Source organism: Nocardia sp. NPDC056100 (genome assembly GCF_042266325.1).
GTDB lineage: Bacteria > Actinomycetota > Actinomycetes > Mycobacteriales > Mycobacteriaceae > Nocardia.
Map to the genome: position 1 here is coordinate 509,479 of NZ_JBHJVY010000002.1, position 17,978 is coordinate 527,456.

The window sequence follows — 17,978 nt, forward strand, 5'->3', positions numbered from 1 at the left end:
GTCGGCACCACTGATCCCGACATCGACGCTACAGCCAGCAGCAATTCTCTGGCGCACTTGTGTGGCCAGTCGCGCACTCACCCTGACGTATGTTGGCGCTGCGCGAGGCGCGCGACCAGGCGATCCGCCTGCCGTTCCGCCCATTTGACCGCGCGGATGTTTTTACGGTCGCGGGCGATACGCTTCTCCCAGGCCAGCCGATCCCGCTCCCGAGTAATTTCGTTCGTCACACCTGCGCTCGATTCGCTGGAAGGAACGGTCGATTGCGGCTCTACGGTACGCGCTGTTCGCGCTAAATTTCGCTGTCACGCAACCAATCGAGGAGTATCGGTGACGCTAGAGGGTGAGCGGTTCCGGTTTCGGGTCGAGGCCGCGTACACGCTGACGGGGCGCGGGACCGCAGTTGTCGGGTACGTCGAGTGCGGTGTTCTAACCGTTGGTGGTCGGGTCATGGTGGTGCGGGCGGACGGAAGGTTGGGGCCGACGGCGACCTGCGTCGCTATCGATGGCTCGAACAGGGTGGGTCCGGAGGGTGCTGTTCAGCTCGGGCTCGTGGTTCCCGGGCTGCGGAAGTCGGATTTCGAGGCTGGCGACGTCATCGTGAGTGTTGTTGAGGGTGTGGAGGATTCGCCGCGCTGATCATGGTGAGGACGTCTGCGGTGGGGCGGACGTCGCCGAAGGATCTGTAGATCGTGTGGAGAGTGGCGTTGTGTTCGGCGTCGCGGCGGGCGGCGTTTGCGTCGGCGATCATGATTACTCGGAAGCCGAGGGTGGAGCCGTCGCGGGCGGAGGATTCGCAGCAGACGTTGGTGACGGTGCCCGTGATGAGGACCGTGTCGATGTGGCGCTGTTCGAGTAGGTGGGGCAAGGGGCTGCGGCCTGGGAAGAAGGCGCTGAAAGCGGACTTTTCGGCGAAAAGGTCCCGAGGTTCGGTGTGTAGGTCCGGCCAGATGCGGGTGTGGGCAGGGCCGGAACCGCCTGTCTTGCTGTAGGTCTCGGCCAGTCGGGGGCCGAAGAAGTCGATCATCGCGGGGGTTGGGGCGGTGGTGCCGGGTATTACCCAGGCCACGGTTCCGCCCGCCGCGCGCAGTGATGCAGCCAAGCTGTTGATATTGGGCACTATCCCTCGGCAGTAGGGATTGTCGGCGACGTGGAACGGCACCATGTCGATGACGACCAGGGCGGTGGTGCGAGGGTCGATGTCGGGGTGGGCGAAGCGGCGGCCGCGGTGGGATTCCTGGCGCTCGTACTCGCGTGATGCGATGTGCCAGTTGTGTATCCGTGCCTCGGGAGTGGTGTTGTCCACAGTCGCTGAGTATCTCACCGCGTGGTGGCGATATGGCCTCTGTCGCAGAGTGTTCGGAGCGCGGGTGATCTTGCCGAAATGGCCTGCCGGTGTCATGATGGCTGAAATTGGATCTAAGTTACCGGACAGTAACTTGAGTGTTGTTGCTGTTCAGGGGCTTTCTCGAGACCGGGGGGTCGGTGTGAGTACCGCGACCATCACGTTGGGGATCATCGGAGCGCTCATCACGCTGTACTGCTGGGGCGTGCTCGGCGTCGGGTTGGCGCGGATGGTGCGGGTGCTGCGGGCTGGGCAGGCGGATCGGTCGCGGTGGCGGCCGGTGGTGCCTCGGCTGAAGGCCGTTGTCGTCGAGGTGGCGGCGCATACGCGGATGAACAAGTTCCGCACTGTGGGGTGGGCGCATTGGCTGGTGATGGTCGGGTTCCTGCTCGGGATGGTGTTCTATTTCGAGTCGTACGGGCAGACTTTCGATCCCGAGTTCGGGTGGCCGATCGTGGGCCATACGGTCGGGTATCACCTGCTCGAGGAGATTTTGAGTATCGGCACCCTGCTCGGTATCGGGGCGTTGATCATCATCCGGCAGTTGAATCATCCGCGTCGCGCCGATCGGCTGTCGCGGTTCGGCGGATCCAACTTCCGGGCGGCGTACATCATCGAAACGATCGTGGCCACACACGGTTTCGGAGATGTGCTGGTCAAGGCGGGCCGGATTGCCACCTATGGCGGTGGGCATATCGCGACCGATCCGGTGACGATGCAGGTGGCCAAGTTGCTGCCCTCCAGCCCGGTGCTCATCTCGTGCTTCGCTTTCGTCAAAATGCTTGCGGGAGCCGCGTTTCTGTATCTCGTCGGCAGGTATCTGACCTGGGGCGTTGCCTGGCATCGGCTGTCGGCGTTCGTGAACATCTACTTCAAGCGTGAACCCGACGGTGGCGTCGCGCTGGGGGCGGCCAAGCCGATGATGTCCGGCGGCAAAGTGCTCGATATGGAGAGCGCAGACCCGGACGTGGACGCGTTCGGTGCGGGCAAGGTCGAGGACTTCAGCTGGAAAGCGTTGCTGGACTTCACCACCTGCACCGAATGCGGTCGGTGCCAGAGTCAGTGTCCGGCCTGGAATACCGGAAAACCGTTGTCGCCCAAACTGCTCATCACCTCACTGCGCGATCACACCTATGCGAAAGCGCCGTACCTGCTCGGCGGTGATACGGCCAAGCTCTCGGAATCCGAACGCGCGGAAGCCGAACGGCCGCTCGTGGGGGAGTATCAGGGCCGCGACTCCGGCGGCATTATCGATCCCGAGGTGCTGTGGTCCTGCACCACCTGTGGTGCGTGCGTGGAGCAGTGCCCGGTCGATATCGAGCATGTCGATCACATCATCGATATGCGCCGTTACCAGGTGCTGATCGAGTCGGAGTTCCCGTCCGAGCTCGCGGGTCTGTTCAAGAACCTGGAGAACAAGGGCAATCCGTGGGGTCAGAACGCCAAGGATCGGCTGAACTGGATCAGCGAAATCGATTTCGAGGTCCCGGTTTTCGGTAAGGACGCCGATAGCTTCGACGGGTACGAGTACCTGTTCTGGGTCGGTTGTGCCGGTGCGTACGAGGATCGTGCGAAGAAGACCACCAAGGCCGTGGCCGAGTTGCTGGCGACCGCGGGTGTGAAGTTCATGGTGCTGGGTCAGGAGGAGACCTGCACCGGTGACTCGGCGCGGCGTGCGGGTAACGAGTTCCTGTTCCAGCAGCTGGCGATGCAGAACATCGCGGTGCTGGATTCGGTGTTCGAGGGTGTGGAGGCGTCCAAGAAGAAGATCGTGGTCACCTGTGCGCACTGCTTCAACGCGTTGAACAATGAGTACCCGCAGGTCGGTGGCACCTACGAGGTGGTGCACCACACGCAATTGCTGAATCGTCTTGTCCGGCAACGCAAATTGATCCCGGTCTCCCCGGTCGCCCAGGACATCACCTATCACGACCCCTGCTACCTGGGCCGCCACAACAAGATCTACAACGCTCCCCGCGAACTTCTCGCCGCCTCGGGGTCGACCCTGATCGAAATGCCCCGCCACGCTGAACGTTCCATGTGCTGTGGCGCCGGTGGCGCGCGCATGTGGATGGAAGAACAACTCGGCAAACGCATCAATATCGACCGCGCCGACGAAGCCCTCGCCACCCTCTCAGGCACACCGACCCCGGGCAAGATCGCCACCGGCTGCCCGTTCTGCCGCGTCATGCTCTCGGACGGCGTCACCGCCCGCCAGGACGGACTCGACACCGCGCAGAAAGTCGAGGTCGTCGATGTCGCCCAGCTCATGCTCGACGCCATCACCCGTATCGATCCCGCCACCCTGTCGCAGAACCTGCGGGTTGATCGGACCTCGGAGATTCCGCACACCGATCCCACCATGGTCACCGCGGATTCTCCTGCCCGAATCCAGAGTCCGACAGCGGATCTCGACACCGATAACAGCCCTGCCGCGCATCCCCTCGCGCCCCCTGCGAAGGGTCTGGCAATGAAGGGCCTCGCCAAGAAACCGGGAGCGAAGGCCCCCGGTGCCGCGACAATCCCTACCGCCAAGTCGGCCCCGGTCGCAGGTCTGGCGATGAAAGGCTCGATCAAGGCACCAGGCAAGCGAGGCTAACGTCGCCGAGATCGCCGCAATAGCAGGACCGAGCCTCCCGCGACAGCCGAACCGGCGACGATGAGGAACCCATCGGTCGAATGGCGAAGAGACCGTTGCTGTTCGAAATCCCGCGTCACGGCATGCCCCTTCTCGGTTCGGGTGCACACCTCGGTCGATCCCATGGTGTGCCCCGAACATTGAACGGGCACCAGCGCCAGACGAATGACCCCGGCCAGCAGGAGCGCCAAGCCCACACAGATGCCGATCGTGTGGGCGATCGTCAGTGATCGTCGGGTCGGACTGGACACGTTCATTCCCATGCTGGTCGCTTCGGTCGGCGTATTGCTACCGGAGTTTCGCGAGGCCGTCAACATTTCGATCTGCCGCCGAAATTGCCCAGCGCGCACCACCATCGCCAGTCCCGCGGGTACACGGGACTGGCGATGAAGACGATCGAGGTGATCAGAGCGCGTTGAGGTCGACCGCTGCGGCCATCGCCTGGTATCCCGCACCGTTGGGATGCTTGTGGTCACCGGAATCGAAAGCGGGATTGAGCTTTTCGCTATCGAACGGGTCGGCGACCGCGGCATTGAAGTCGGCCACGGCGTCGTACTCACCGCTGGTGCGCATCCACTCGTTGAACTCGCGAATCTTCGCCGCGGAAGTCGCCGTGTAGTACTCCGCTCCCTTCATCGGAAGCAGAGTCGCGCCGATGATCCGCACCCCGGCGTCATGCGCCGCGGCGATCAGCCTGCGGTGCCCATCGATCAACTGCTGCACCGACACTTGCGGATTGGGCTTGTAGGTGGGCAGATCCACCTCGGAGAATCCGATGTCGTTGAGTCCGCCCAGCACGATCACGCTCTTCACGTCCGGCTTGGACAACACATCGCGTTCGAACCGTGCGACACCGCTCTCCCCGAACCAGGCTGAATCATGCAGGACCAGATTGCCTCCGATCCCCTCGTTGAGCACGGTGCGAGGTATCCCGGCGGCAGCGAGCCGCTGTGCGAGGTGATCCGGATACCGGGTATTGGTGTCGTTGACCGATCCGAATCCGTCGGTGATCGAATCCCCGAAAGTCACGACAGTGGAGCGAGTTTCGGCGTCGGATGCACCGCTGACCTGGATATCGGTGAGGTAGTACCAGGAGTGGGTGACCGCGGTGAAGGAGTCCGCCGCCGCATCGGCGGCATGTTCACCGTCGGCGCGATAGCTGCTGGCGTACGCCTGCGAGTGGAAAGTGGCCGGACCGGTCGGACCGGACAGATACAGGGTCACCGTGACCGAATCGAACGGTGCGAGAGGCAGATCGGCGGCATCGCTGGTCAAAGTGCCACCGGCTGAAAGGTCGATCGCCTTATCGCCGTGGAATGTCAGCTCCCGCAGTGAATTCGAATCGACCGCGGCTCCCTGCGCCGTACGGGCGACGGTGGCGCGTCCGATACGCAGCGCGTGATCACCGTATTGGTTGGACAGCGTGATCCGAGCGGCCGATCCACCGTCGGTAATCCGCACGACCTGCCGCACGGTCTGATTGTCGAAACCCTGCTCGGCCCAATTCGGTTCGAATCCAATGCTCGGCAGCTGCGGAGCCGCCGACCACGTGGCATCCCACGCGAGGGCGGGTTCACCATCGGCGCGAATGGCCGTCAGCCCGATTCCGCCCGCGACAACCACGGCAGCAGCTCCAGCGGCCAAGCGTGCCCACCAGGTGTTATTCATCGATCTGTCCTTCCGGCGATTCCTTAACAGTTCTGAAGTTCCGTTAAGTGGAGATGGAAGGGGTAACCGGCACTAACGGGACTTCATTCCCGTTTGGGTGATCAATTCCGAACCCGTGGATTGCGTGGGCTGGGAGCCGTCGCGCTGGGGGAGCAGTAGCGGGCTGGCGAGGATCAGGACCCCCGCAACCGCAATCGCCGTGCGCGCACTGGTGAGGGCCGCTATCGCTCCACCGAGTGTGCTCAGCAGGGCAATGGCTGCGCCCGTGCCGATGGACCAGGCTGAAAGCGTTCGTGCGACAAGCTCTTCAGGGGTGTGCTCGAGTCGATAGGTGGCCAGCACCGGGTTGTACAGGCTCATGCCGATGATGATCGCGAGCTCAACGCCGATCACGATCACCAGACCGACGAGCCCGGGCTGAACGAAGACCAGGCCGACCAGCCAGACCGCGCGCAGAGTGCCGACCACCCGCAGGATCCGGTCTCGCCCATATCGCGCCACCACGCGAGTCGCCAGCCGCGAGCCGATCAGCCCACCCAGGCAGGGCGCGGCGAAAGCGAGCCCGTACTGCCAGGGCGCGAATCCGAGCTCGCGCAGTAGCAGGACAGCCAACAGCGGTTCGGTAGCCATGATCAATCCGCTGACGATCAGCTGATTGAGATAGAGCGCACGCAGGCCGGGGTGCGTGAACAGGTGCCGCCAACCGTCGAACAGTTGACCACCCCGCATCCCGGGTGCGCCGACATGTGGCGGCTCGTCGTCCCGATCGCGAATCGCGCTGAGCGCCAACGCGGAAAGCAGGTAACTCAGCGCATCTGCCACCACCGTGACCACCGGCCCGAACATCCCGATCGCCGCGCCACCCAGTGGCGGGCCGACGGCAATGGAACTCCAGTTCGTCGATTCGAACCGTGCGTTGGCGACGAGCAGATTCTCCTGCCGGACAATGGATTTGAGATAGGCCCCGCTCGCCGCGTTGAACGCGATCTTGGCGGCGGCCACCACGGCCGAAACAACAAGCAGCTGAACGAATCCGAGCCACCCCACCGCGTACGCGATCGGAATCGACACCATGGCCGCGCACCGAATCACATCCATCGCGACCATCACCGGCCGCTTACGCCGAAACTCCACCCAAGGCCCGAGCGGCAGCGCGATCAGCGCACCCACCGCCGGCCCCATCGCCGCCAGTATCGACACCTCGATCGGACTGGCATCCAATACCAGCACCGCGATGAGCGGTAGCGCCCCGAACCCCAACCCCGAGCCATACGCGCTGATCGCATAGGACGTCCACAGCCATCGGAACCGGCGGCCCAAAGATCGTCTGGCAGCCACGAAATCCACCTCTCACCGAACAACTCACTGTTGATCGCTGAGATCAAACCAGGGCCGAAGAGCGCCGATCAAACAACAACCTGATCGGCGAGCCACAACCAATGGTTGTTCAACTAGGTTGGCTACGTGGATCTCAACGCCGTGCGCACCTTCGTCACCGCCGCGGAGACGGGCCAATTCTCCGAAGCCGCCGACGCCCTGTCGATCACCCAGCAGGCTGTCTCCAAACGCATTGCGGCACTGGAGAAATACCTCGACGTGCGACTGTTCGCCCGCACTCCCCGAGGCGCGCAACTGACCATCGACGGCCAAGCCTTCCTGCCGCATGCTCGCGAACTCGTCCGCGTAGCCGATCGCGCCGACGCAGCGGTGCGCCCCGGCCGCCGGGCGCTGCGCATCGACATCGTCGCCCGCCGCATCATCACCTCCACACTCCTGCACGACTTCCACCGCGCAAACCCCGGCATCGACCTGGACATCATCACCCTCGACGCCGACCTGGACGGGGCGGTCGCTGCCGTCGACACCGGCACGATCGACGCGACCTTCCATGCCGTCCCCACCCACTACCGCCTCCCCGAATCGATCCGCACCGCCCGAATAATCGACGAACCCCACCAACTCCTCGTCGGCCCCCGCCACCCCCTCGCCAACGCCCGCACCCTCACCCCGCACCAACTATCCGGCCACCGAATCTGGATGCCCGGCCTCCCCGCCCACGGTGAAGTAGCCGAGTACTTCACCGAACTCACCACCACCTTCGATCTCACCATCGACCGCCTCGGCCCGGTCTTCGCGAAAGAAGCCCTCCTGGAGGAGATCTCCGAATCAACCGATCTGGCGACCCTGATCGGCGAAGGCACCCGATTCCTCTGGCCCGACAGCTACGACCTGCGCCGCATCCCGGTACGCAACCCCGCCCTGATCTACCCCCTGTCGATCATCTGGCGCGCCGACAACCGCCATCCGGCCCTTGCCGCCCTGCGCGATTTCCTCGATTCCAGATCTCGGCCCAGGCCGGGCGCTGAAACCTGGATACCTCAATGGGCACAACCTATTTCGGTACGTACACGCGAGCGCAACCACCTCCCCTGAGCGAACGCCAGCGGTCGAGTCAGGTCGATACCCCGCTCTGGAAGGCCCGCGCGTCCACACTCGGCGGTGCGCCGAATTGGCGCCGGTACTCACGGCTGAACTGCGAAGGGCTGGTATAGCCGACCGTGCGCCCCACACCCGTGACATCGCTGGGATCGGCGATCAACAGCAGGCGAGCCTCGTTCAGGCGAATGCGTTTCTGGAACTGGACCGGACTCATCGCGGTGACGGTCTGGAAGCTGCGATGGAACGCGGACACGCTCATCGCCGCGCGATTCGCGAGATCCTCCACCCGGAATGGCACCTGATAGTGCCTCCTGATCCAGTGGATCGCGGCGGCGATATGGTTGAGATTGCTTTCCGGCGTGCCGAATTGGCGGATCATCGCCCCCTGTTCGCCCGTGATGAGCCGCCACAGGATCTCCCGTTTGATCAGCGGTGCGAGAACGGCGATATCGGCGGGCCGGTCCAGCAATCGCAACAGGCGCAGCACCGCGTCGATCAATTCGACCTCGGCCTCGCTCACCGCCAAACCCGGTGGTGTGAGCGCGCCCATATCGGGCAGACCGGCCGGAGCGTGCAGCAGCGTTCGCACGATCTCGGCGGGGTCGAGCGTCAGGCCCACCCCGAGCCCGGGACGACCGGGTGCGGCCTCGATGAAATGCGCGACCACCGGAAGATCCAGTGAGGCAACGAGATACTGCCCGGCCCGGTGTTCGTACATGCGCTCGCCGAGTGCGAATCGCTTGGTGCCCTGCCCGACCAGCGCGAAGACCCGGCCGTAGGTCACCGGCCGGGGTGGCTGGGGCGCCACGGCTTTGAAGATCTTGACCTCGTCGATGGTGGTGGTCAGGTCCGGACGGGCATGGCGATCCATCAGCTCGCACAGTTCGTCGAGCATCAGTGCCCGGTCAAGCCGAGGCGATCCGGCGGGAGTGGATGGGGTGGGTGCCGCGGCGTAATGGGCCGCCTGTACGCCCGTTTCCGGCGGCGACCAACTCTCCGACGATGGAAAGGGCTGTTTCAGCAAGAGTGATCCCTCCCAGATCCAGGCCCACCGGCCCGGTGAGTCGTTCCAGCCCAACGGTTCCGGAGAGCCGCCGGATGCGCTGGGCATGGGTTGCCCGGCTGCCGAGCGCGGCCACGAATCCCGCCTTTCCCGCGAGCGCCGCACGTAGTGCACCGTCATCGATGCGCGGGTCGTGGCTCACCGCGATGAGCGCATCGTAGCCGCGCAGCGGGTTCGCGGTCAGCCACTCACCCGGCCATCCGCGAATCAGTCTCGCCGAGCGGGAGAACGCACCGGACTCCAGGTGCGCCGGTCGCGGATCCACGATCACCACCGAGTAATGAACGGATTCGGCGAATACGGTCACGCTCGCGGCGAGATCGGTGGCCCCGGCCAGCACGAGCCGACGGCGCCGGGTCAGCAACTCGGTATACGCCGGACCCGACCCGATCGGCCCGCCGGAATCGGTTGCGGCACTCCAGCTGTACGGCGGCCGTAGCTCGATTCGAATCGTGAGATCGGCATCGTGCTCGAGAGCGCTGGTAATCGCGGTGTGCACCGGGTCGGGCGGTGCGGGGGTGAGAAGTATCCGAAGCTCGCCGCCGCAGGCCGGACCCGCCTCCCACGGTGCCAGTTCATCGCCCGGAGACATCGACAGCATGCGCCCGACGCCATCGGTGAGCACCTCGCGGGCCGCGCCGAGCACGCTCCCCTCGACACAACCGCCCGATATCGAGCCGCACCAGGTGCCGTCGGCGGCCACGGCCATCGCCGCGCCGAGCGGCCGGGCCCCCGGACCGTCCCGATCGACGAGCCGGGCCAGTACGACAGGTCTGCCGTCACGGTGGTGCGCGTCGACGAACGGCCAGACTTCACGCAGCATGCACGGGTGGCGGTCGCCCGCGGTCATCGAGCCGGGGTTTCGAGTAGTCGGTCGATTCGCAGCGGTAGCGTGCGCTGGCGTACACCGGTGGCATGCCATACCGCATTGGCGATCGCGGCGGCGGTGCCCACATTGCCGATCTCCCCGGCCCCCTTGACGCCCAGGGGGATTCCGGGTTCATAGTCCGCGACGAAGTCGGCCTCGATATCGGGGACGTCGGCGTGCGCGGCAATGTGGTAGCCGGCGAAATCGGCATTGACCAGTCGGCCGGTGACCCGATCGCGAACGCCCTCCTCGTGCAGAGCCATCGACAGCCCGCCGATCATCCCGCCGATCACCTGACTGCGCGCCAGCAGCGGATTGATCACCTGCCCGATGGCGAACATCCCCAGCAGTCGCCGCACTCGCACCTCCCCGCTGGCGATATCGACCGCCACTTCGGCGAATACCGCGCTGTAGGCGTGGCGTTCGCGTGTGGCCAGATCGCCGAGCAGAGAAGCGGTATCGACCGCTACCGTCGCGGGGAGAGTGGTGCGCAGCAGCGCCCGCAATCGTGTCGCGGCCTCGCTGATCGCCCAGGTCCACGAGGTCGTGCCCCGGGAGCCGCCCGCACTCCAGGCCGCGCCGAGATCACTGTCGGCGATTCGCAACGGCCGGATCCGGCCGATCCCGATCCCGAGCGCATCGGCGGCGACGGCGGTCAGTGCGGTACGCGCACCGGTGCCGATATCGGCCGCACCGATCGCCACCGTGAAGGTGCCATCGGATTCAGCGGTGATCGATGCCGAGGACGGAAATGCCCCGACGCTGAAACTGGTTGTGGCCACCCCGGTTCCGATCAGCAGTGCGCCCTCGGATCTGCGCCGCGGCCGATGATCACGCCCATCCCAGCCGAAACGGCGCGCTCCCTCCCGAAGGCACGCACCCCACTCGCGGCTGCTGAACGCCAGCCCGGACACCGGGCCGACGGCGGGCTCATTGCGCAATCGAAGCTCGACCGGATCGATACCCAGCCGCTCGGCGACCTCGTCGACCGCGGATTCGAGAGCGAAGGAACCGGGGGCCGCACCGGGGGCCCGCATCGAGTACGGCGGCACCGTATCGACGGGTATGACGGTCAGCCCGGTGTGAATGGCCGGGGCGGCATACAGGGTTTTGGTGAGTTCGGTGCAGCCCTCGATATATTCGACGAGCGGTGATACCGCGAATGCGGCCTCGTGCTGCAGGGCGCGAAAGCGGCCGTCCGCGTCCACGCCTATCCGCACACGCTGGTCGGTGGGCGGGCGCATCGTGGTGATGAGAAAGACATCGTTGCGGGTCAACGTGATTCGGACGGGCCTGCCGGTCACGGTCGTGGCCAGGACAGCCAGGATCAGTTGCGGACCGCACAATCCCTTGGAACCGAATCCGCCGCCGACGTGCTCGGCGCGGATATGGACGCGCCCCGGGCCGACGTCGAACAGCGCCGACAGCGCCCCCGCGACGATCCACGGCCCCTGATTGGTATCGACCGCGTGCAGATCAGAGCCGTCCCACCACGCGGTGGCCGAGTGCGGTTCCATTGCGCTGCAATACTCTTCGGGTGTGCGATAGCGCTCGTCGACAATGATCGCGGCGGCCTCGAACTCGGCCGCGAGGTCACCGAGCGCGGCTTCGGGACCGAAGAGGTCCAGTGCCGGGCGGGCGGCGGGGTGATCGGTGCGGAAGGCGGTGTCGTGGGGGAACTCCTCGTAGTCGACGCGCAGCAGCGTCGCCGCATGCCGCGCCTGTTCCCAGGTCTCGGCCACGACCACCGCGACCGGCCAACCCGCATAGGGGATTTCGGTGGACTGCAGCAATTGCAGATTCCCGTCCGGCCCGAAGTAGGAGCCCGCTTCGGGGTTCAAGCGCGTGGCGTTCGTATGGTCGATGACCGCCAGCACCCCGGGCATACTCCGCACCGGCGCGGCGTCGATCGCACGAATGCGGCCGCGGGTGATCGGCGCTGTCACAAGGTATCCGAACGCCAGATCCTTGACGGGTTCATCGGCGGCGTACTTGACCGCTCCGGTCACCTTGCCGGGTCCCTCGAGGCGGGCGCGAGCGACGCCGATCGCGCCGGAGTGACCGGCCTCTGGCGTCGGTGGCGGTGTAATCATGGCGATCCTTCTGCTGGAGGGAGTCAAAGCCGTGCGGAGGCAGCCAGTTCGGTCAGCACGGTCGCGATGAGATTGCGCGCCAGGGCCACCTTGTAGGCGTTGTCACGCAGCGGCCGCGCCGTCGCCAACTCGGCGTCGGCGGCGGCCCGGAACAGTTCCGCGCCGGGGGTGGCGCCGCGCACCATGTCCTCCGCGATCCGCGCCCGCCAGGGCCGGGAAGCGACTCCGCCCAGCGCGATACGGACCTCGAGAATGTGCCCGTCCCGTACCTCCAGTGCCGCCGCGATGGACACGGTGGCGAAGGCGTAGGAGGCGCGCTCGCGGACCTTGCGATAGCGCGACCGCATCGATTCGGGGACAGGTGGCAGCGCGATTCCGGTGATCAGGGCGTGTTCGGGCAGGGTGGTTTCCAGGTGCGGGGAATCGCCGACCGGCCGGTAGAACCGCGAAAGTGGCATTACCCCGGTACCTTCCGTGGTCTGGTACCGCACCTCGGCGTCGAAGGCGGCAAGCGCGACGGCCATATCGGAGGGATGGGTCGCGACGCAACTGGGCGTCCAGTCCAGGATCGCGTGGTTGTGATGCTCCCCGCTCGTGGCGCCGCATCCGCTCCCGGGCGCGCGCCGGTTGCATGGCGCGCTCGGATCGGCGAAGTACCCACATCGTGTGCGCTGCAATAGGTTTCCCGCCGCTGTCGCCATGTTTCGCAACTGCCCGGACGCGCCCGCCAGAATCGCCTGCGATACTGCGGGATACCGGCGGCGGATATTGGGGTGCGCGGCGATATCGCTATTGGTGGCCGTCGCGCCCAGCAACATTCCGCCACCGGAGATCTCGGAGATTCCGCCGAGTGGCAGGAACCGAATATCGATGAGTCGTTCCGGGGCTTCCACGCCATGCTTCATCAAGTCCACCAGATTGGTTCCCCCTCCCAGGTAACGGGTGTCGCCACCCGCCACTGCCAGGTGCAGCGCCTCGCCGATCTCGGTCGCACGCTGATACGCGAACTCCTTCACGATGAAATCCCTTTCCGCGCGGCCATTTCCAGCGTGGCCCGCACGATCGACGGATACGCGCCACACCGGCACAGGTTGCCGCTCAATCGTTCTCGGACCTCGGCGGCGTCGAGTTCGGGCAGCGGTGCGTCCGGCGAGACGTCGGCCGTCACCGCACTGGGCCAACCCTGGGCATGCTCGGACAGCATCGCGAGCGCCGAACAGATCTGTCCCGGAGTGCAGAAGCCGCATTGAAAGCCGTCGAGGCGAACGAAGGCCTCCTGCAATGGCGCCAGGGCGTCACCATCGGCGATACCTTCGATCGTGGTGATCTCCGCACCCTGTGCCGCGACCGCCAGGGTCAGGCAGGACACGATCCGGCGACCGTTCAGCAATACGGTGCAGGCCCCGCACTGGCCGTGGTCGCACCCCTTCTTCGGGCCGGTGCAGCCCAGGTCCTCACGGACCGCGTCCAGGAGCGTGCGGCGATTGTCGACCTCCAGCGATTGCGTCTTCCCGTTGACGAAAAGCGTTATCTCGCTGCGCATATCGTCGACCATGGCCTGACCCTCCCGCCGTCGCGATGGACCCGATGTCCAACACCCTTTCCATGTAACCAGTCTCGGAATCGGTTGCGGTAACACAGAAGTCGCGGTCACTTGCACGATCCTGCCGACCTCGTTGACTTCTCCGAACGCGCACGGATGAATGACGGCAACAATCGGGATACACAGCGAGGAGCCTGCGGTGAGCCGACGAATCGGGAAGCAGCACCCGACCCGGGATGGCCGTCCCACCGCGGTGGCAAGTGTGGAGGGCGATCGGGTCACCAGCGTCGAGCTCTTCTTCGATCTCGCATACGTTTTCGGGTTCACACAGGTCAGCCGTTTGATGGCGGATTCGCACTCCGCGATGGGCGTCCTGCGGGGACTGACCGTGCTGGCCCTGCTGTGGTGGTCCTGGACCGCGTACAGCTGGCTGGCCAACCAATTGCACGCCGACGAGGGATTCGTCCGCGGCGCCATGTTCACGGGTGTGACGGCGGTGTTCGTCGTCGCGGTCGTGGTGCCGGAAGCCTACGCGGATCGGGCGGGCGGACTATCCGGGCCGCTGATCTTCGTGGCGGCCTACCTGGTGGCCCGGCTCACGCACCTGACCGTCTACCTGCTCACCTCCGTGGGCGGCCCCGCGGCCCGGCGCGAGGTCGTGCAGACCGTATGCCTGTCGATCATCCCCTCGTCCGCACTGCTGGTGGCCGGTGTGGTCCTCGGATCTCCGTGGCAGGTGTGGTGTGTACTGGCGGCGGTGACCGTCGAACCGGTGATCGCGAACCTCACCACGTGGGGTGTGCGCAGCCGGATCAGTTCGGCGACGCATTTCGTCGAACGGCACCGGCTCGTGGTGATCCTGGCATTGGGCGAATCCACCGTGGCGATCGGGGTGGGAGCCGGGCCGATCGATATTCCACTGCTGACCGGGGTGCTGTTGGCGATGGCGATCGCCATCGCGCTGTGGCGGGCCTATTTCACCGAGCTCGCGTCCGCCGCCGAGCGCGCGCTGTGCGGCCTCGATGATCGAGACCGATCACGCGCGGCCCACCATGGCTACACCTATCTACATCTACCGATCGTCGCGGGAATCGTGGTGTCGGCCTTGGGAATCGAGACGGCTATGGCCCATATCTCCGGCACCGGGGCGTTCGGGTTGTTCGGGGCGGCGGCGCTTGCCGGTGGGGCCGCGCTCTACCTGACCGGAACCGCGCTGTTCGCGCGCCGTGTCGTGGGTGTGGTGATGGGTCCGCGACTGCTCGCCGCGCTGATCATGGTCGCGGCCACTGCCGTACTGAGTCGAATTCCACCGCTCGCGGCGCTCGGTGTCACAGCAGCACTGCTTTTCGGCGTCCTGGTACTCGATCGTCTATCGCCGATATCCGTGCCTGAGGCCGGTCTGCGGCCCACGACTCTCGTCGCATGAGCGCGGTCGTACTTTTCGGGCGCGAGGCCGAGCTGGCCGCCCTGACCGGCTTTCTGGAAGGTCTGCGCGACGGCGGTGCAGCCGTAATGCTCAGGGGCGAACCGGGTGTCGGCAAATCCGTCCTGCTGGCAACGGCCGCACGATGCGCCGCCGCCGAGGGAATGACGGTCCTGCGCGCCTCCGGATCGGAGTTCGAGGCCGATGTCAGCTATGCCGCGCTCAATCAACTGCTGATGCCATTGCGTGCGCGCCTGCCGCTACTGGCCCCCGGCGCGGCCGAGGCGCTGTCTGTCGCACTGGGTTTCGGAGCGGGACCCGCACCGGACGTACTACCGGTGTGCACCGCGGCACTGCTGTTGCTGGACGCCGTCGCCGCCGAGCGACCGGTGGTGTTGCTGGTGGACGATATTCAGTGGATCGACCGCGCCAGCGCGGTAGTGCTGGGATTCATCGCCCGCCGGATCACGGGAACCGGTGTCGGACTGCTGGTTTCGGTACGCTCGGGCGCGGAGGGGTTTCCACAGCGCGGGGATATGCCCGAGTTGTCGATCGAAGCTCTGCCCGACCCGGCCGCCGAGGCGTTGCTCGATACGACATACCCGTGCCTGCGCCCACCGCACCGACGTCGGTTGCTCGACCTTGCGCGAGGCAATCCGCTCGCTCTGCTCGAACTTCCGTGCACGCTCACCGAGTCCGTCCATGTCAGCGTGTCCCAGGATGAGCTGATACCGCTCAATGAGCGATTACAGGCAATGTTCGCCGCCCGTCTGTCCGCGCTGCCCGAGCAGACCCGCCGGTTGCTGCTGCTCGCGGCGTTCGAAGGGGCGGGTGAGCTGCGGGTGCTGCGCACGATCCTCGATACCGGCGAGGGCCTGATCGGCCTGGCCGCCGCGGAGCGCGCACAGCTGGTACGCGTCGATGCCGTCGGCGCGCGAATGCTGTTCCGGCACCCGCTGATTCGGTCGGCCATTGTCGCGATGTCGACCCATGAGGAGCGCCGGGGCGCGCATATTCAGCTCGCGCAGGCCAGTTCCGAGGACCAGGAGCGTCGTGCCTGGCATCTCGCACACGCCGCCGATGGTCCGGACGAGACCGTCGCCGGATTGCTCGAGGCGGCCGCACATCGAACCATGTTGCGCGGGGATGCGTTCGCGGCCGTGGTGTCACTGATCCGAGCGGCCGAATTGAGTCCCGCGAACGCCGATCGGGGTCGTCGACTAGCCGAAGCCGCCTATATCGGGGCGGAGGCGGGTGGCGCCGGCGACACCGCCCATGGACTGCTGACCGACGCCCATCAGGCCACCCCGGATTCCACGGGTTCGCTACACGCGGCGAATGCCGCGGCCTTCCTCATGCTCAACGGCGATGGCGATGTCACCACGGCACACCGATTGCTGGTGGGCGCGATCGAAACCGGTGACCACCACTACCGGGCCGACGATCCGGCGTTGATCGAGGCCATGCATACCCTGCTACTGCTGTGCTGGTATGGCTCGGCACCACACTATTGGGAGCCGTACTTCCGCGCGCTGGCGCGCCTCGTCCCGGAACCACCGCCGATCCTGGCCCTGCTCAGCAAGACCTTTCCCGATCCTGTGCGAACCGGTGGGTCCGTGCCGGAGTTGGCGGACGCGGTACTGGCGAGACTGCCCGAGGAAACCGATCCCACCAGGATCATGCGGATAGGCACGGCATCGGTATACCTGGATCGGCTCGCTGATTCACGCCAGCCGTCATGGCGCATCGTCCACCAGGGCCGCAATGGCGGTCCACCCCGCCGGCATATCGGCGCACTGATGCATTTGTGTCTGGACGACTATCTGACCGGTCGATGGGATGAGGCCGAGCATCTCGCGAACGAGGGCCAAAGGGTCTGCGACAGCGGCGGTTTCCCGTTCTTCGCCTGGTATTTCCGATACCACCGCGCGCTGATGGCCGCGGGCCGGGGCCGCTTCGCCGAAGCCGATGCCCTGGCCGAGGAAATCACCTATTGGGCCCGCCCACGCGGAGTCACCGCGGCGATCCTGTTCGCTCGCCATCCGCTGGTGCTTGCCGCGCTGGGCCGCGGTGATTTCGAGGCCGGATACCAGCACGCGACCGCGATGAGTCCGCCGGGTGTGCTCGCTTCCCATGTGCCGCATTGCACCTGGGTCATGTTCGATGTGGTCGAGGCCGCCGTGCGCACCGGCCGTGTCCCGGAGGCACGCGCCCACGTGCAGGCGATGCGTGCGGCCGAGGTGGCCGCGCTGTCGCCGCGGATGGCGCTGCTCGTTGCCGGTGCCGAGGTTCTCATCAGCGACGACCCGGCCGCCCTGACCCGGCTCGAGGCGATACTCGACGACCCCGAGGTCGACCGGTGGCAATTCGAGGCCTCACGAATCCGGTTGGTGCTAGGGGAGAAGCTGCGCCGGACCGCAGCGGCGACGAGCGCGCGCCCGCATCTGATCGCCGCGCGCGACGGGTTCGCCGCCATGAACGCCGCACCCTGGCTGGAACGTGCGCGAAATGAATTGCGCGCCAGCGGATATCGCCAAGGCGAGCGGACCGGGCCGAGCATCGCGCCCGAGTCGTTGACCGCGCAGGAGACCGTGATCGCCCGGCTGGCCGCGCGCGGACTGTCCAATAAGCAGATCGGCGAACAGCTGTACCTGTCACATCGAACCGTCGGTGCTCACCTGTATCGAATCTATCCCAAACTCGGAGTGAGCTCACGCGCCGGACTGGCGGACGCGCTATCGCGTGCCGACGAGAGTGCGGACGATCGACCCGGCTGACCCGGGTGCCGCGAATCGGCCGGGAGTTGTTGGCGGACTAAGTCATCGGTCGTAATCATCGCCCATGACGAGAGTCGAATGACAGATGTGGCGGCACCCCGGCGCACCGGACAGTGGATCC

The 17,978-nt window shown here is 65.9% G+C and carries 13 protein-coding genes; 4 read left to right on the forward strand and 9 right to left on the reverse strand.

What is annotated here, in order from left to right; genetic code table 11:
• Positions 1-77: 77 nt before the first annotated feature.
• Entirely contained in the window at positions 78-230 is a 153-nt protein-coding gene (locus ACFC0O_RS14065) for a hypothetical protein (protein ID WP_375957492.1), read from the reverse strand.
• Between the two features lie 365 nt (positions 231-595).
• Entirely contained in the window at positions 596-1,402 is an 807-nt protein-coding gene (locus ACFC0O_RS14070; protein ID WP_375957495.1) for an isochorismatase family protein, read from the reverse strand.
• Positions 1,403-1,487: 85 nt separating this feature from the next.
• On the opposite strand from ACFC0O_RS14070, the gene ACFC0O_RS14075 reads away from it, so the two are divergent.
• Positions 1,488-3,944 carry a (Fe-S)-binding protein gene (locus ACFC0O_RS14075; protein ID WP_375957497.1) on the forward strand — a complete coding sequence of 819 codons (2,457 nt, stop codon included), beginning with the start codon at positions 1,488-1,490 and terminating at the stop codon, positions 3,942-3,944.
• A 444-nt stretch (positions 3,945-4,388) separates the two neighbouring features.
• Here ACFC0O_RS14075 and ACFC0O_RS14080 read toward each other — a convergent pair whose 3' ends face one another.
• Positions 4,389-5,651 (reverse strand): SGNH/GDSL hydrolase family protein, encoded by a 1,263-nt coding sequence (locus tag ACFC0O_RS14080; RefSeq protein WP_375957500.1) that lies wholly within the window; start codon positions 5,649-5,651, stop codon positions 4,389-4,391.
• Between the two features lie 72 nt (positions 5,652-5,723).
• Positions 5,724-6,989, reverse strand: a complete 1,266-nt coding sequence (locus tag ACFC0O_RS14085) for an MFS transporter (RefSeq protein ID WP_375957503.1) — start codon at positions 6,987-6,989, stop codon at positions 5,724-5,726.
• 126 nt (positions 6,990-7,115) lie between these two features.
• On the opposite strand from ACFC0O_RS14085, the gene ACFC0O_RS14090 reads away from it, so the two are divergent.
• Positions 7,116-8,084 carry a LysR family transcriptional regulator gene (locus tag ACFC0O_RS14090; protein ID WP_375957506.1) on the forward strand — a complete coding sequence of 323 codons (969 nt, stop codon included), beginning with the start codon at positions 7,116-7,118 and terminating at the stop codon, positions 8,082-8,084.
• Between the two features lie 19 nt (positions 8,085-8,103).
• Here the strand turns inward: ACFC0O_RS14090 and ACFC0O_RS14095 are convergent, their stop codons facing one another.
• Genes ACFC0O_RS14095 through ACFC0O_RS14115 form a run of 5 tightly spaced genes read right to left on the reverse strand, consistent with a single transcriptional unit; the run spans position 8,104 to position 13,669 of the window.
• Complete coding sequence (locus ACFC0O_RS14095; RefSeq protein WP_375957509.1) at positions 8,104-8,985, reverse strand: AraC family transcriptional regulator N-terminal domain-containing protein; 882 nt, start codon at positions 8,983-8,985, stop codon at positions 8,104-8,106.
• A gap of 10 nt (positions 8,986-8,995) precedes the next feature.
• Positions 8,996-10,003 (reverse strand): XdhC family protein, encoded by a 1,008-nt coding sequence (locus ACFC0O_RS14100; protein ID WP_375957512.1) that lies wholly within the window; start codon positions 10,001-10,003, stop codon positions 8,996-8,998.
• On the reverse strand, positions 10,000-12,114 hold the full coding sequence (locus tag ACFC0O_RS14105) for a xanthine dehydrogenase family protein molybdopterin-binding subunit (RefSeq protein WP_375957515.1): 2,115 nt from the start codon (positions 12,112-12,114) through the stop codon (positions 10,000-10,002). Before ACFC0O_RS14105 ends, ACFC0O_RS14100 begins: the two co-directional genes overlap by 4 nt.
• Before the next feature lie 23 nt (positions 12,115-12,137).
• Complete coding sequence (locus tag ACFC0O_RS14110) at positions 12,138-13,130, reverse strand: FAD binding domain-containing protein (RefSeq protein ID WP_375957518.1); 993 nt, start codon at positions 13,128-13,130, stop codon at positions 12,138-12,140.
• Complete coding sequence (locus ACFC0O_RS14115; protein WP_375957521.1) at positions 13,127-13,669, reverse strand: 2Fe-2S iron-sulfur cluster-binding protein; 543 nt, start codon at positions 13,667-13,669, stop codon at positions 13,127-13,129. The genes ACFC0O_RS14110 and ACFC0O_RS14115 overlap by 4 nt, the downstream gene beginning before the upstream one ends.
• 187 nt (positions 13,670-13,856) lie before the next feature.
• Between ACFC0O_RS14115 and ACFC0O_RS14120 the strand changes: the two genes are divergently transcribed.
• Both ACFC0O_RS14120 and ACFC0O_RS14125 read left to right on the forward strand, forming a co-directional pair.
• Positions 13,857-15,083, forward strand: a complete 1,227-nt coding sequence (locus ACFC0O_RS14120) for a low temperature requirement protein A (protein ID WP_375957524.1) — start codon at positions 13,857-13,859, stop codon at positions 15,081-15,083.
• The gene (locus tag ACFC0O_RS14125) at positions 15,080-17,857 is read left to right on the forward strand and encodes an AAA family ATPase (protein ID WP_375957527.1); all 2,778 of its coding nucleotides are present in this window, start codon (positions 15,080-15,082) and stop codon (positions 17,855-17,857) included. Before ACFC0O_RS14120 ends, ACFC0O_RS14125 begins: the two co-directional genes overlap by 4 nt.
• The last annotated feature ends 121 nt before the right edge of the window (positions 17,858-17,978 follow it).